The sequence below is a fragment of the Brevibacterium permense genome (genome assembly GCF_025506275.1).
GTDB classification, from domain to species: Bacteria; Actinomycetota; Actinomycetes; order Actinomycetales; family Brevibacteriaceae; genus Brevibacterium; species Brevibacterium permense_A.
Window position 1 is genome coordinate 199235 of record NZ_QYCP01000095.1, and the last position, 15625, is coordinate 214859.

The window sequence follows — 15625 nt, forward strand, 5'->3', positions numbered from 1 at the left end:
CTGCGTATGACGATTAGAGTGAGACGCCCCATTTACCGCGGGATATTTGGAATCCAACGTTCGGGACTGCTTCGATCTTCTGAACGTAGTCGCCCGAGATTACTCTCTCGAGAAGAGACATTGCTGATAGTTTGAATTCAGTCGAATCTGAAATCTGGGTCAGATGAAGATCGAAGTCGGCCGCGCGCGGGCTCTCCGCTGTTCCAAATTGCAGCGTGGGCACCATTCTGTGCGGCTGCAGTGGTCGGTAGTTGGGAAATGTTGCGAATGCGAGTGCACCAGTCGCTCCAATACCGGTGGCAATTTCCAGCCAATCGGCTTTGCTGACCTCCATCACGTGCAGACCCGGCTCGAGCAGGCCTCCTCCGTATGTTGTCGTCGATCGCACTGTCTCGATGCCAAGCTCGTCGCAGAAGTGTGTTGATGCCAGCAACGGGTCAGTCAAGCTCAGCACGACACTGATGTCATTGGAAAGTAGTGTCTTGACTAGTGAAGTGGCGGCTTGCACTGCCTCAACGCTGAGATTGTCACCGGTGTAGATTCCCACGGTGCGCAGTGTCTTCGCGACTGGTTCGGAAGTTCGGGTCGTTTCTGGAGGTCGTGAGAGGATGTCTTGAACGGTGTCAGTGACGGCTGTGATTCCCCCAGCACCTTGAATGCTTGCCCAACCATATCGGCTCGGGTCGATGTTGTGAGATTTGAGGAGGTTCTGAAAGTAATCGTTGTGTGTTTTTTCGCAACCGTGTTCTAAGAACACACCGAATCGGACACTAGGGTGTTTGGCATATCCCATCATGGTCTGGGTGTAGATTTCTTCTGCGTTGCCCCCGGACACTCCACAGCCTTCAGTGTGCGGAAGGGCGACCACGTGTCCTTTGGCTTCGTCACTTTCAGCGTTGATCTTCTCCGCGATCTGTTCTGCTACCTGGCCCGAGCACAAGCTGGTCGGAATAATGAGCAGGTTCTCCGAGGAAATGTTGTGTGTTCCCGCCGCGATGGATTCAACATTCGTTGTCGGGACCAGGGGCAGGCCATCAGGTTCAGGGGTATCTCTGGATGCTCCCCAGCTAGTCGGACATCTTTCAATGTCTTGATACCAATCCCGCCAAATCTGTACCTGGTGTTGTCCCGTCTTCTCGCCTTTGCTTACATGTCCTGATGCAGTGGCACAGGTCAGGTCGTAGAGTCGTTCGCCTGCGGCAGCCATCGGCTCGCCATCGAGGAGCCGTCCGGCATCGAAGTCCATGTCGGTTTCCAGCTGCATATACCGTTCGGTTGTTGTAACGATCTTGATCGTTGGCACAAAAGGAAAGTTTGTGATCGATCCGTTGCCAGTCGTGAACAAGATGATGTTTGCACCTGATGCGACCTGGCCCGCGATGCTCTCCAAATCATTCCCTGGACTGTCCATGAAGTAGTAGCCGGGATCGGACATGCATTCGCCGTACCCGATGACGTGGTCGATAGACGTCTGAGGATGCTTCTTCCGGCCAGCACCAATTGATTTCAAGGTGATGTTGTACAGGCCGCGGTAGATGTTCCCACCTGAGACGTTTCCCTCAGCAGTTTGCTCATGGATACGTGCATACGCTTTGAAATTGTCCTGTTTCTCAATGAACTGTTCGGCAACTTCGGGATTTGCGACTTTGCTGAGCACATACTCTTCGGCTCCTATCAGTTCGTCTGTTTCAGCGAGGTTGGCAGTACCGCCTTGGGAGATGATTGTTTGAACGGCGTGTCCGAGGACTTGGTTGGCTGTGACACCGGAAAATGCGTCAGAGCCTCCGCATTGGAGTCCGAGTCGTAAGCCGCTCAGTGGCGCAGTAGCTCGTTCAAACTTAGTGATGCGGTGAGCGAGTTTATCAGCAATATTTACGAGCCGGTCGACTCCGTCATTGAACTCGTAGGTGTCGAGGAAGTAGCGAATGATGCTCTCGCCAATTCCGCCGGATCTGGACAAGTAAGCAAGAATATCGGCGTTAGACAAAGGCGAATCTGGGTCGTTTACGAATATCGCTGCACCGAGGTTAGGGTTGAGTGCAAAACCGCTAAGTGTGCGGATCAGGAGGTCGCGGTTGTGGAACTCGTTATCGCCGCCGGCTTCCGTGTGGACAACGGGCACGATTCCATCAACGTGGGGCAGGTCAAGGCGTTTCAATCGTTCAGTCGCAGACAGCACCAATGAGCGCGACCGAGAAGTCACGCCAATGAGCGCGACATAGTTGCGGGTACCCCACCCACGAGCTGGTCCTCGCCAGTACCCTTCGAAGGTTGCATCGGGCCTGGCCATGACGTCATTCGGGGCGATGATCTGCTGCTTGGGCAGGCTGCGTGTTTTCGTGGTGTCGCGATCGGCGAAATTAACGACGAGTCCATCAGGATAGTCTTCAAGGTTGCGCAGTTTCAGGACTTGTTCCATTTTTAAGTTGCAAAGATAGTCACCGGGCCGGATGGTTTTCGTTGCGTGCCCGAACGGCAGCCCCCAGGAGAGCACCGATTGCCCAGGTTCCATTTGTTCGATGCAAAGTCTGTGGCCCTTGGGAACGACGTGAGAAACGGTGTAATCCGTGTCACCTACAGTGATTGTCTCGCCAGCCTCGATCCGGCGCGTAGCGATACCGGCGTTATCTCCTGCGGCCGGCACTAGGAATTTGGGTTTCATGACGACTCCTTACTTGATCGTGGGATCTAGTCGGGGCGAGTTGGAGATTGGGCTTCTTCTACATCGACCGGTTGCACGGTCCCGGCGTCTTCGAGTTCTTCGTTTTCATTGCGTGGATCGATTCCTCGACGGAGCTGCCACCTATAGATAAGCACCGTGAGCATGGGAGTGAGCACGGCGGTCGTGACCACCGATGCCGCCACTTGCGCTGTCGCCATATCAACGATCTGGCTATACGTTGGGTCGGCTGCAGCAACGACTGCTGGCGTAGCCACTGCAGCACCGGCCGTTGACGACTCGGCAGCTCCTGAGATGATGTTTCGTCTATGCGGGGGCCGGCGACGAACTACATGGACCATGTGGAGGGTGAGCATAGCCAGTCCGCCGGAGATAATGAGAGTGAAAAGCCCCAGAAGGATGCCTGGAGGGCCGGCCATGATGAGAGTTTTAAAGTCGATGCCCGCGCCGAGTGGGAACGCGAAGAATGGGATGAGCAACTTCTCGCCTTGCTTGAGGAAGTTCCTCATCTCGGGATCGAGGTTGCCCATGATGAACCCGACGACGATTGGGACGAGGACGGCGACGAAGGCGAGCACGGGAATCTGTGCGAGGCCTGCGGCACCTAGAGCAACGAGCGTCAGGAACGGACCGTCGTTGAGGGAGATGACAGCGATGGCTCCGCGGTCTGTTTTGTTGCCGAACTCCGAGGTCAGTGCCGCGTACAGTCCGCCGTTGGAGTTTGTCATCGCGGCGATGATCGCTAGTGGCGTCAGCGCCCAAATAGTGCCATCGGGCATGAAGAAACCTGCGATGAGACCAACGATGACGCCGGCGATGAATTTGCCGATCAGGATCGCAAACCCCTTCTCCGCAACTGGGCCGGTGGCTTTGTAGGGAAGCTGCGCGCCCATACAGACGAGGAATGCGCCGATGATGGCCAGTGCGCCGTCCTTGTAGAGTGCTTGAGTGAACCCTCCAATTTCGAGGGCTTGGGGAGCAAATGTATTGACTATTGCGCCTAAGAGCAACGGGATGATCATTAACCCGCCGGGCACTTTTTGAACGTAATGCAGAATTCTCATCGTGTCTCCATTGACTCGAGTTCAGGAAGAATGGGGCTGTCATTCTTTTTGAGTTTTAACTCGCTTACCTTGTGGGAGCCTGCATCCCAAGAAATCTGAGGCTGTAGGCCATAGTTCTTGCGCCAAGCGTCAAAGTTGGTTCGTATTCGCTATCGAGTGCCTGCAAAACTCCGCAAGCAGTGTGCGAATAGTGCTCTGCGAGAAGTTCTGCCGCGCGGGCAGGCTGTGAAGATGTACTTGCTTCGTGAATTTGCCTGTGCTCTTCCATGCTTTTCGCCCAGTTCGTGTCCGAATCGTTGAGATAGATGCGTCTGTAGCGGTCTGCATGATCGAATAGCTGGGAAATTGACTTGTTAAGTCGATCGTTCGTCCCAAGCACAAGGCTTAAGTGGAAATTTCGGTGGCTGTTTGTCCACGATTCGAAGTCGTGACGTGCGACTGCTGCTTCCATGCTTTCCAGATGCTCATGCGTCGATGTGAAGCGGTCCTTGCGGGTCGTCCGTACCGTTTCGAATATTGCGAGAGACTCTTGCTGGATCCGGAGCGAATACAAAGCGTCAAGGTCCTCCGGGGAAACCGAGGCCACCATGACCTGCTTGTTCACTTTCACTGTCGCTAACCCCTCGTGCTCGAGGAGTCTCACCGCCTCCCGCAGGGGAGTCCTACTGACACCTAGATCTTTTGCGAGTTGGACTTGGCTCAGCGAGGACGCTGAAGGCAACTCGTTTGTCAGTATCGCGTCTCTTAAGCGTTGGTGGGTGTAGTTGACAAGATGACGTGGTTCCGCTTCGTGAGTGAACAACGGTGTGGAGTCGGACTGCGTTGTCACGAGAACCTTCCCTCGGTGTTGGACTCACCAGCAGGATGCTGGCCCTGGAAACCAAGTGTATACACATAGTGCCTACAAATCAATACATACGAGACTTTTTAGGCTTCTGCATGGGTAGCACGCTATCAACTGTACACAGTTGCATGTTCGAGAATTGTCCGAATGAAACTGTGCAACAGTTCGCGGGGCACGTCGATTTCGACCCCGCAATGAACGGTCTCCCAGCCGTTGGCGACGTGAATATCGCCTACTCCGTGCACCCCTGGGCACGGGGACAAGGCGTAGCAACGGTCGCCGTTGGACTCATCTGCGACTTCATCAGTAGACAACGAATCGGCACTCGAGCAATTGCAAGGATTGAAGCCGAGAATTTCGCGTCGACGCGCGTGGTTGAACGCAACGGTTTCCAACTACTCGGACAGTTCCAATCAATTGATGATCAGCATGACGATGGCTCGCCAGTTGTCTATGCCACTTATAGCAAGGAAATCAAGGTCGGTTAGCGCCGCAGCCAAACCGGGCATTCACAGGCCTGGCATAGCAGCAGTTCGCACGGTCTCTGCACGATCGCCGTGTCAGGACTTTGGATAGATATGAAGGGCTGCCACCAGGTGCGCGCGGCGGCTCAGAATAAGCAACTGACCCGGCTCCTCGACGAGCGCGAGAACTGCCTCACCGAGATCAGTGCGGTGTCCGGCGTCAGCCGCCAAACCCTCTACCGAGCGATCGCCAAGGCGCGAGATTCCTGATCGCGAAGTCCGGCCCGTATCCTTGATGAGCAGGTGAAATCGGGAGTCAAGGAGAGCCGTCAACGTGGCCTCGAACTCGGCGAACGAGCGTCCTCCGGGACTGCACCCAGCGCTTTCGACGCGTCAAGGATTCGCCCTCCTCGAAGAATCAGCCTCCGTGCGCATCCACCTGCGCGGGACGATCGATGACATTCGCGAGATACGGTACGTAAGCGCTGACGGGCACTCGGTCTTCACCCTCGGCAGCATCGGAGCGAGAAGACGATGAAGGTCATCCTCGGCTGCAAGGCGGTCGACGACAACGGCGCTTGGCCCCTCGCGACACTGCCGTGACTACCCTGCAACGCGTCAACGACTATCGTCTGAGTGGATACTGGTACCCATTCCGACGGAAGACCACTTCAGGACGAGCAGACGACTTCTACCCAGGCAACCGGCCCAGTGACGTAGTCGCGCTCTACGACTTCGACGCCCGGCTGCGCATGGCGACCTTCTCCGCCCTAGCTCAATCGAACTGGCGATCCGAGCACTATTTGGTCACGAGCTCGGTCGCGTTGATCCCAGTGCCCATCCTGACTTCGTCCTGCTCGGCACCTCGGCACGAAGGTGCCTATCGCCGTTGGCTCGTTGGGTGTGAATTCGAGCTGAGGCAGTCGAGCGAATACTTCGCCGCCCACCATCACGCGTAGTATGGCGGGGTGCTGCCGGTCTGGGTTGCAGTCGAGTTGTTGGGTTGGGGCAGTCTGACGCGTCTGTAGGTTTCGCGTCCAGCGGCGTCCAGAACGCAGTCGCCGACGTATGTGGTCTCTCAGCTCCCCAGTTGACGAGTTGACTCAAAGCGCTCAACCTTGTGTGCAACTCCTGCGCACACCATGGTCGTGGTCGGTCCTTCAACCGCGTTCACACACTCTCGCCGAAGTCGCCGCCAGTGGGGTGTCATCCTGACTTGGACGCAGTCGCGACAGATTGGTTTCGAACCTTCAGTCAGCTGACGATAATCCAGTTTCTCCTCGACCAGCTCCACGGTAGGCCGGCCGACGTCCTTGACGACTGTGAAGACGACTTTCCCGTCCGTGCATGCGGTTCCGACCACGCACGTGGGCGCGTCGAGCGATTGGTCGAGCACGAGTCCGCTCTGGAATCGTTGAGCCGACCGGAAGCGGAACGTTCGCTTAACAGGAAACGATCAGGTTCACCCCACGGGAACGTTCAGGGGAAATCGATCTACGGTCGATGTATGCCGAAGTTGAGAATCGAAATTGCCGCTGTCGATCAGATCGAAGTCAAGCGTGTTCCGTCCGTCTACCAACGTGGAGAACGAATCGTCAGGCTTGATGATGAGGCCTCTGACGAAGCATGGAAAGCCGGGTACACGCCCGTAGGTCGCCCTGTGTTCGTCGGTCTCACGAATGGTGACCCACTGCTGTATCGATTCGACGTCTTCGTTGAAACCTCTGTGCAATAGCCCCGGCGCTACTTCCATCATTGGGCGTCAACCGAGGCTTTTGTCGCTATTCGGGTGACGCGAGGGGGCCATCGACCGAGGTAGGTCTATCCTCAACAAGCGGTTGAGGTCGACCCCGGAAAACGACAGTGACCGCAAACGCGCACAGAATTCGGACCCCTCGACTCGTGTGTGAAGCTCAGATACCCAATACTTCTCTGACACATGAAACTATACGGCGCTGGTCCCTCCGTCCACCGCCCAGTTCGCGCCCGTTGCAAAAGTCGCGTGCACGGCAAGGAATTCAATGACATGAGAAATTTCGTCAGCTTCGGCAAAACGAGCCAACGGGACAGAAGCCAACTTGTCTTCCAGAGCAAGCTTCGGGTCGGGCGAGTTGTCCAGACCATTGCGCATCATGGGCGTGTCAATAGGACCCGGGGAAATAGCATTAACCCGCACATAGGGCGCGAGCTCAGCTGCCAATGCTCGGCTCATCCCCGCCACCCCCGCCTTGGACGCACTGTAGTGGACAAGGTCTGGTGCCCCCATCGAGGCTAAATCAGATGCGACGTTAACAATCGATCCACTCTGACGCGACTTCATCAGCAGCCCTGAGGCCCTGGAGACGTAGAACGCACCAGAGAGATTCGTATCGATCACCTCCGTCCATGCGCTCGAGTCCAGATTCTCGAGCCGAGCGCTGGGTGCAATTCCAGCAGCGTTGACCACCACGTCGAGCCCGCCCAACGTTGCATCCGCACGCCGAACAGCATCTTCTGCGGCCGCGGCATCGGACACGTCCGCGACGATAGACACCACACGCTCACCCGATTCAGCAAGCTCGTCGAGAGCAGCCTCGCGCCGCGCGAGAGCAGCAACGTGGGAGCCACTAGCGGAAAATCGCCGGACAACCGCCGCCCCCAACCCTGAACTTGCTCCTGTTACCAAGACGCGCAAACCGTCTGCTTTCTCTTCAGCCACGACCACCATCCTCCAACTTAAACACGAATAGACTATTCAGAATGCAAGTTGCAAACACACTGAATCAGTAGGCCCCACGCATTGGTCACAAATCACCATTTGAAACCAATTGATACAGCAATAACACCATAGATTCAGCGCCGAAGCTTCAACGCGAAGTGTTCACACTAACCACTTTTCCACTCTGAGCAGATTCCAAAGCAGCGTCTGCCAAGCGCAGAGCTTCACGACCGTCTTCGAAAGTCGGACTTGTCGAGTCCGAGCCTTCTAGAAGTTTCACGAATTCGTCCAACTCCAGTCGATAAGCATCATCAAACCGAACCAAAAAAGATTCTTCAAAACCAACTCTCGACCCGGTGCCCCGCGCTGTCGACTGGCCGACCAAGCTGCTTTCCATATTTGAAACCGTAAAGTTCCCATCACTGCAGAAAGCTTCCAAACGTTGGTCGTATCCGAACGGACTATGTCGTGAGTTGAAGATGTTCGCGGTGCGGCCAGATTTAGACTTCAGTGACACGGTGACCGAGTCGTAATCGCCAACTTCGCGAGCTCCGGGGTCGAACAGCTGCGCGCCGAATGCCGACACTTCGTCGATGTCGCCGATAAAATGGCGGACCAAGTCGAAGTCATGTATCGTCATGTCCCTGAATATCCCGCCAGAAGTCGACAGGTATTCAACAGGAGGAGGGCCAGGGTCCCTGCTGATCAGAGACAGATGCTCCAAAGTGCCTACTTCCTGTCGCCTGATTCTCGTATGGACCTCGCTGAATGCTGGGTCGAATCGTTGGTTGAAGCCCAAGGCAATGTGAGCTTCCGAAGCTTCTACTTCCGGCCATAGGGCATCGACGCGATCGATGTCTAAATCGATCGGCTTCTCGCAAAGTATGTGCTTGTTCGCCTCAAGGCACTCGGCAATCAGATCCACGTGCGTCGATGTAGGAGAGGCTACGATGACTGCGTCGATATCCTTGTCATGGATGAGTTCTCTCGGCTCGGCCACGGCACGTGCGTCGAACCTCGTCGCAAGAAGTCCCGCCGATGAAATGTCGGGGTCAGCAATCGCGACCAATTCAGCACGAGGATGCTTCGATATATTCTTTGCGTGCTGTCGACCTATGCGCCCGGACCCAATCAGGCCGATCGCAAACTTTGCTTCAACCATAAAGTTCCCCTTATTCAGTAAGTAGCTTGTTTCGTTGAGTGAACCTTAAAATCACGCTGCTCGGCGGCGCGCAGCTAGATGCTTCGTTTAAGATTCCAGCTCGCGTTCCATGTTCTGACGCCCCAACCTCTGATAAATGGACGGGCGTTTCGAGCGGAGCACGAAGGCGTAGATGAAGCCGGCGAAGAAGAGGGCGAAGGTAAAAGTCATGAACACGATGGTGAGAGTGTTCGATCCCGCAATGAGCTCCGGGTAATTCACGATCGCCATGTATGTGACGAATCCGAGGAAGAGGACGGTAATAATTGGTGCCACGACGGTCTTCCATCCGGATTCTCTGAATCGGCTCTTGTTCTTCCGGAAGTAGGCCAGGACGGCGGCACTGGCCAGGAGCATCACCAGCAATACTGCAAACGTTCCGCTTCCGCTTGCAATCGCATAGAGTCGTTCTGGATCGGTGCCGAGGATGGCAAAGGTGAATGTCGCGCCGCACCACACTACACCAACCGCAAGTGCAGCTACACTCGGCGATTTGTGCTTGGGATGCACATAAGCGAAGACCCGGGGAAGCGCGCGGTCATTTGCCAACGCGAAGGCGTACCTAGCTGAAATGTTCTGCACAGAAAGCATGCACGCGAGCACCGAGGTGATCAGCAGCACCACGCCGACATCCGCGACGATCTTCCCAGTCAGGGCGACCATCGAATCGTTGAACAGGGATACCGTATTCGTTGTGGCTTGATCACGAACGTCGGACCGGCCGATGTAGACCACGTATGCCCACGCGGCCAATGCATAGAACAGTCCGATGCCGACTACAGCGAGGTAGGTAGCGCGGGGAATCGTCTTATTCGGATTGCGCACTTCTTCTCGGTACACGACTGTCGCCTCAAACCCGAAGAAGTTGCCAACGGCGAAGAGCAGAGCCAGGCCCAGGCTCGGATCGGTGATCCAGGGCATGTCGAAGACAAATGAGTGCTCGCTCCCAGTGCCGGAAACGAAGGCGTAGACATCGAAGGTGACAATCAGTGCGACTTCCAAGATCATGATCACTGTCAGAACCTTTGCCGACAGATCAATCCGCCTGTACGCCAAGATCGTCGTGAGAAGAATCAGTATCAGCGCGTACCAATACCATGGGATTTCTGGCCCGTGCAGGGTGTTCGATACGAAGTTCTGCACGGTCACGGCGAAGAACGAGGGTGCGAAGAATCCAATGAAGAGGTACCCGAACAGCGCCAAGAACGCGGCTCCCAAACCAGCGGGCTTTCCGAATCCAGCAGTAACGAACGAGTAGAATCCGCCAGGATTCTTCATGTGCTTGCTCATGGTGACCAGTCCTACAGCGAATACAAGTAGGAAGGCTGTGACTAAGAGGTAGATGCCCGGTGCGGAGGGACCGCTGAACATGAGTAGCACGGGCATCGTTCCGCCGACCGTCGCAATCGGCGACGAGAAGGCAAGGACGCTCATCACCAAAGCGCCTACGCCCATGTTCCCGCTCAGCTTTGATTGCCCGAAGGTGTCTTCTGGGGGCGCGCTTCCGTTCGATACAGTCGTCATCATGGCTCCTTTGCTCATCATTGAGTTACTGTCGCCGACCAATCTAGGACGGGGTGCAGCCGGATGGGTGTGCCACTTTGGAACAAGGGCAGTCCACACCTCAGTGCTTCCTACTAAGAGGTTTTGATGAGCGGATCGGCCTGTCCTCCCTCATTCCATCCAGCTGCCCTGTCAATGCGCACGACGTGCTCATAGATGACTATTGCGGCCATGGCTTCGTCGACGGCGGTAGTCGCAATAGGAATCAGCAGTATTCAGCACGAATGTTGGCCGGCCTCGATTTCACTGATGAGTGCGTCTTAGATACAACAACACGATGCTCACCGCGGCCCGACAGAGCTCACGGGTGGCACTGCCGATACAACGGGTGAAACATACTTCCAGATACCGAACACGCCACGAACTTTCACGTGACGTCGAAATGAATGGGGCTCACTGACAGCAGCGTCACCAACCCAAAGAACGTTCTCTAAGTTTCGGACGTCATCGGTCTAAAGGAATGACGGCAAGAGCGCCGACCTGACCGATTATGGTTGCTGGTGACCGAGCCGAGCATAGGCGTCTGGACGTTTTCTGCGCAGGATCAGTGCGTAGATCACTCCCCCGATAAACAGACCGAAGGTGACACCGAGAAATATCCATGAGAGGACTCCGGAGCCGCCAATGAGTTCAGAAAAATTGGTGATTGCTATGTAAGTGACGAAGCCGAGGAAGCAGGCGCTGATGAAGGGAACCAGCAACGTCTTCCAGGCGGGGAGATCGAGCCCTCTTCTGCGTCGGAGAAAGTAGACGAAGACAGCGACGCTCGCGATGAACATCAGCAGCAGTACTGAGAACGTTCCGCTTCCGCTGGAGACCGGATAGATCGTTTCGGCAGGAATCTTCAGAAGCGCCAATACCACCGTGGCGAGAGCCCAGAATACACCGACAGAAGCGGCTGCGATATAAGGCGACATATGCTTGGGATGGACTTTTCCGAAGAATCGTGGGAGTGCGCGATCTTTGGCGAGCACGAATCCATAACGTGCGGCGATGTTCTGGATCGATAGCATGCACGCCAACGCCGAGGTCAAAATGAGGATGACGACGATGTCGGTGAATAGCTTGCCGAGAAGAGCGTCCACGGACCCAGTAAAGAGATTCGCGGTGTCTGCCTCGGCAGCGGCCTGCGCACGGTCAGAGCCGAAGTAGGCAACATAGGCCCAGGCAGCAAGAGCGTAGAATACTCCGATCCCAGCCACGGACAAGTAAGTTGCACGAGGAATTGTCCGCAGAGGGTTCTTCACCTCGTCCCGGTAGATGACGGTGGCTTCGAATCCAAAGAAGTTCCCAATTGCGAAGAGCAGTGCCAAGCCCAAACCGGCATCGGTGATTGCGGGAAAAGACAGACTGGCATCGTGTGCAGCCTGCCCAGTGCCCTGAACGAATGCCGCGACATCGAACACTATGATCACGAGGACCTCTAGCGCCATGACCACAGTCAGCACTTTCGCAGACAGGTCGATCCTGTGGTAAGCAAGCACCGTCGTGATCGCAATGATCCCGAGCGCATACCAGTACCAAGCGATCTCCGGGCCGTTCAACGTCGTCTCCACGAAGCTCTGCATGGTCACGGCGAAGAATGCCGGTACGAAGAATCCGATGAACAGGTAGCCGAATAGCGCGAGAAACGCTCCTCCCATTCCTGCCGCTTTGCCAAGTCCTTCGGTAACGAACGAGTAGAAGCCACCTGGCTTATCGATGTATCGACTCATCGTCACGAAGCCCACAGAGAAGACCAGCAAGAGCGCAGTAAGAATGAGATAGATCGCCGGTGCCGTGTTTCCCCCGAACATCATGAGGACTGGCATGGTTCCAGCAACGGTGGCAAGAGGAGACGAGAAGGCCAGCACGCTCATGGCCAACTCGCCTACTCCCATGTTGCCGCTGAGCCGGCCCGACTCAGCCAAGACTCCAGTATTCGAACTCTGATAATTGAGCATGTGATCTCCATTGATAGTTAAATAACGTTGCTGGGCCCTGATCGCACAGTGCATCAGGGCCCAGCAGAAGCTTGCTGTGTCACGCGTTTGTCGACGTCGTCGAGACTCCCATTTTCGTGAGGTCGACGACGTCGTGCAGTTCATCTCCTGCCTTCCATCTCTTCAAGTTCTCTGTGAACACATCGACGACACGACCACGCCAACCCACCAGATCACCGGAAGCATGAGGCGACACCAGAATATTGCGACGCGACCAGAAAGGGTGCTGTTCGGGCAGCGGCTCATGGTCGAATACGTCGAGAGCCGCTCCCCCAAGCAGATCGTCGTCGATCGCTTCGAGCAGATCATCGGCAACGACAACGGCTCCTCGCCCAACGTTGATGAGGTTAGCACCGGAACGCATTCGGTGAATGCGTTGAGCATCGAACATCCCTGCGGTCTGTTCCGTCAGCGGAAGCGTCAAGACCACATCATCGACAGTCGGCAGAATCTCGTCCAGTGAGTCAAGCGACTGAATCTGCCCAAGGACAGGATCTGTGCGTTGTGAACGTCCGACGATGGTGACGTTCATGCCTGCAGCCCGAAGCAGGAGAGCTGTCTCTCGACCGACAGGGCCAGGTCCGACGACCACGACCCTCCGCCCCAGAATGGGGTGAGTCTCACGGTGCAGCCATCGGCGTTCTTGTTGAAGTTCAATAGTGCGCCGGAGATCCTTTGCAAACATGATGAGCACGCCGAGCACCCATTCGGCAATGGGCCGCTCACATACGCCGCGGGAATTGCTTACCAGAAGGTCACTGTTGACGATCTCGGGTGTTAAAAGAGGATCGACACCGATGCTCGATGTGTGTATCCATCTGAGATTACCCGGACCGACTTCTCGCAACAGTGTGGTTTTGAAATCGTTGATGAACAGAATTTCTGACGTCTCCTGAGCGGCGCGCAGTTCATCTGCGGTGCGAACGACTGTGACGTCGGCTTCGGCGAGAAGTTTGTCCAACGGTGGCTCGCTCGCTCCCACCGGGACGAGGACGATGACTGGAGGTTTAGACATGTGAGCTCCTGAATGGCAGCTTGCTGGGTCGCTTTTCGTTGATGCTGGTCACCAACCGCCCTGCCAGCCGCTGAAGAGACCGAAGGGAAGACGTTGCGGTTCTTCGTCCGGAAGTGATTGCAGAAAGTCGAAGTCGCATCCTTCATCGGCCTGAAGCACGTGGTCAACGAAAAGTCGACCATAACCACGTCGATAGCGAGGGTCGGGAAGTTTCAACTCTTCCAATCGACGTTCGATCTCGTCGTCGGGGATGTCGAGATCAAGGCGCTGGTTTTCGACGTCGAGGACGATGGGGTCTCCGTCGCGCACGATCGCAAGTGGGCCACCCACGGCTGCTTCCGGAGCCACATGCAGCACAGTGGTTCCGAACGCAGTTCCGCTCATTCGCGCATCTGAAATCCGGACGATGTCGCGAATTCCTCGCTTGAGCAACTTCTCGGGTATCGGCAACATTCCCCATTCGGGCATACCCGGTGCGCCAGCCGGCCCACAGTTGCGAAGAACGAGGACCGAATCTTCAGTGATCTCCAAATCCGGATCGTCGATTCGATCTCCCAGGTCGTAGATTCCATCGAAGACAACGGCGGGACCAGTATGCGTGAGTAGCTTGGGAGGGGCTGCACTGCGCTTGATCACTGCGCCCTTTGGCGCAAGCGAGCCACGGATGACGGCAATCCCGCCTTCGTCATCATAGGGTTTGTCCAATTTACTGATGACATTTCCGTCTGGCTCCGGTGCGTCGATATAGCCGTCTTCCAACGACTTTCCTGTCACAGTCAGTGCGTCGGAATTGAGCAGGGGTGCCAGTTCTTTGAGCACGGAGGCGACTCCTCCGGCGTGGAACAGCTGCTGTACGAGATGTTCGCCCGAGGGTCGCACATTCACAATCCGTGGTGTGTGCTCTGAGATCTGGTGGAAACGATCCAGGTCGAGCTCGTAGCCGACGCGCCGGGCCAGAGCGAGAAGGTGGATGACAGCATTCGTCGATCCGCCGATGGCCATGAGGAGTGTGATGGCGTTATCGAACGCCTCGGGGGTGAGGACCTCGCTGGGCTTCGGCCCCTGAGACACAGCCATTTCGGCTGCCCGACGTCCAGTCGCCTCAGCGAACTGAGATCTTCGTGCGGCAACCGCTGGAATTGATGCACTCGAGGGAAGGCACATGCCCAACGCTTCAACTATCGATGTCATCGTCGACGCGGTTCCCATCTCGCTGCAGTGACCGGCCGACGGTTTCGCCGAGGCTTCGAGCTCGTCGAAGTCTGTCTGAGTCATCTTTCCTGCCCGCAGTTCGTCTGCATATTTCCAAGTGTCGGTGCCGACGCCCAGCTGTTTGCCTCTGAAGTATGCCGGTTCCTGCGGTCCACCCGTGAGCATGATCGTTGGAATATCGGCGCTGGCAGCCCCCATCAACTGCGCTGGGACTGTCTTGTCACATCCTCCGAGCAGAACGATAGCGTCGAGAGGATAGGCGCGTATCGACTCTTCGACGTCCATTGCCATCAGATTGCGAAACTGCATAGCCGAGGGCTTCATGAGGCTCTCGCCGAGGGAAATAGTCGGAAATTCCAGGGGCAGACCGCCTGCCATGAGAACGCCTCGTTTGACGGCATCGGCCAGGAGCCGGAAGTGGATGTTGCAATTGACTAGTTCTGACCAAGAGTTGGCGATGCCAACCACTGGGCGGTCCTTGACCGCGAAACCGGAAAATCCCTCGGCCTGAATCGCGGTTCGGTGCACGAAGCCGGTGAGATCGTGCGATCCGAACCACCGTGCGCTCCGAAGCTTGCTGATGTCTGGTTCTTCCATAGTGGATCCCTTCTGTGTATTGATCATTCATCGGTCTTGATAGGAATGATCAAAGGCAGGCTGCTGACATCGATGTTCGGTGCCGTGTTCGGCGTTCGAGGCGACATGAACGCTGGACGCGGCCGTCGTCGACGGAGGCCTTTCCTCTGCTGGTTTGCTGTCGTCCACTAGTAGACCAGTCACATTGACGCGAATTATGTCCCACATTGAGACGGCTTGTTCGACTGCGTAGCTTCTAGGCTTCTGAACAGATGGGCATCCTGGGCTGACCTGGACCAGCATCATCGCACGCAAATCTCACACTT

Annotated in this window: 13 protein-coding genes; 4 read left to right on the plus strand and 9 right to left on the minus strand. The window is 56.1% G+C overall.

Translation table 11 applies throughout. The features are described 5' to 3' along the window. Positions 1-13 precede the first annotated feature (13 nt). From D3I60_RS17225 to D3I60_RS17235, 3 genes are all read right to left on the minus strand, one after another. Complete coding sequence (locus tag D3I60_RS17225) at positions 14-2662, minus strand: UxaA family hydrolase (RefSeq protein ID WP_262777917.1); 2649 nt, start codon at positions 2660-2662, stop codon at positions 14-16. A gap of 26 nt (positions 2663-2688) precedes the next feature. Continuing rightward, positions 2689-3744, minus strand: coding sequence for a 2-keto-3-deoxygluconate permease (locus D3I60_RS17230; RefSeq protein ID WP_276584695.1), 1056 nt, complete (start codon positions 3742-3744; stop codon positions 2689-2691). A 64-nt stretch (positions 3745-3808) separates the two neighbouring features. Further along, positions 3809-4573 (minus strand): GntR family transcriptional regulator, encoded by a 765-nt coding sequence (locus tag D3I60_RS17235; protein ID WP_262777918.1) that lies wholly within the window; start codon positions 4571-4573, stop codon positions 3809-3811. Between the two features lie 170 nt (positions 4574-4743). Here D3I60_RS17235 and D3I60_RS17240 point away from each other — a divergent pair, with 170 nt between their 5' ends. From D3I60_RS17240 to D3I60_RS17250, 4 genes are all read left to right on the plus strand, one after another. After that, positions 4744-5076: a GNAT family N-acetyltransferase gene (locus tag D3I60_RS17240; protein WP_262777919.1), complete on the plus strand. Its 333-nt coding sequence runs from the start codon at positions 4744-4746 to the stop codon at positions 5074-5076. Positions 5077-5166: 90 nt separating this feature from the next. Continuing rightward, a complete protein-coding gene (locus tag D3I60_RS17245; RefSeq protein ID WP_262777920.1) occupies positions 5167-5322 on the plus strand; it encodes a hypothetical protein in 156 nt (51 codons plus the stop codon). A gap of 329 nt (positions 5323-5651) precedes the next feature. Continuing rightward, positions 5652-6011: an Abi family protein gene (locus D3I60_RS19415; RefSeq protein WP_369415458.1), complete on the plus strand. Its 360-nt coding sequence runs from the start codon at positions 5652-5654 to the stop codon at positions 6009-6011. Between the two features lie 548 nt (positions 6012-6559). Next, positions 6560-6787, plus strand: coding sequence for a hypothetical protein (locus D3I60_RS17250; protein ID WP_262777922.1), 228 nt, complete (start codon positions 6560-6562; stop codon positions 6785-6787). A gap of 210 nt (positions 6788-6997) precedes the next feature. Here D3I60_RS17250 and D3I60_RS17255 read toward each other — a convergent pair whose 3' ends face one another. The 6 genes from D3I60_RS17255 to D3I60_RS17280 all read right to left on the minus strand — a co-directional run bounded on the left by D3I60_RS17255 (position 6998) and on the right by D3I60_RS17280 (position 15320). Then, positions 6998-7750 carry an SDR family NAD(P)-dependent oxidoreductase gene (locus D3I60_RS17255; protein ID WP_248283950.1) on the minus strand — a complete coding sequence of 251 codons (753 nt, stop codon included), beginning with the start codon at positions 7748-7750 and terminating at the stop codon, positions 6998-7000. Between the two features lie 148 nt (positions 7751-7898). After that, the gene (locus tag D3I60_RS17260; RefSeq protein WP_262777925.1) at positions 7899-8912 is read right to left on the minus strand and encodes a Gfo/Idh/MocA family oxidoreductase; all 1014 of its coding nucleotides are present in this window, start codon (positions 8910-8912) and stop codon (positions 7899-7901) included. Between the two features lie 87 nt (positions 8913-8999). After that, the gene (locus D3I60_RS17265) at positions 9000-10475 is read right to left on the minus strand and encodes an APC family permease (RefSeq protein ID WP_262777927.1); all 1476 of its coding nucleotides are present in this window, start codon (positions 10473-10475) and stop codon (positions 9000-9002) included. Between the two features lie 527 nt (positions 10476-11002). Next, a complete protein-coding gene (locus D3I60_RS17270) occupies positions 11003-12457 on the minus strand; it encodes an APC family permease (RefSeq protein WP_262777928.1) in 1455 nt (484 codons plus the stop codon). Between the two features lie 79 nt (positions 12458-12536). Beyond that, positions 12537-13511 carry a D-2-hydroxyacid dehydrogenase gene (locus D3I60_RS17275; protein ID WP_262777930.1) on the minus strand — a complete coding sequence of 325 codons (975 nt, stop codon included), beginning with the start codon at positions 13509-13511 and terminating at the stop codon, positions 12537-12539. A gap of 48 nt (positions 13512-13559) precedes the next feature. Next, a complete protein-coding gene (locus D3I60_RS17280; protein WP_262777932.1) occupies positions 13560-15320 on the minus strand; it encodes an IlvD/Edd family dehydratase in 1761 nt (586 codons plus the stop codon). Positions 15321-15625: the final 305 nt, after the last annotated feature.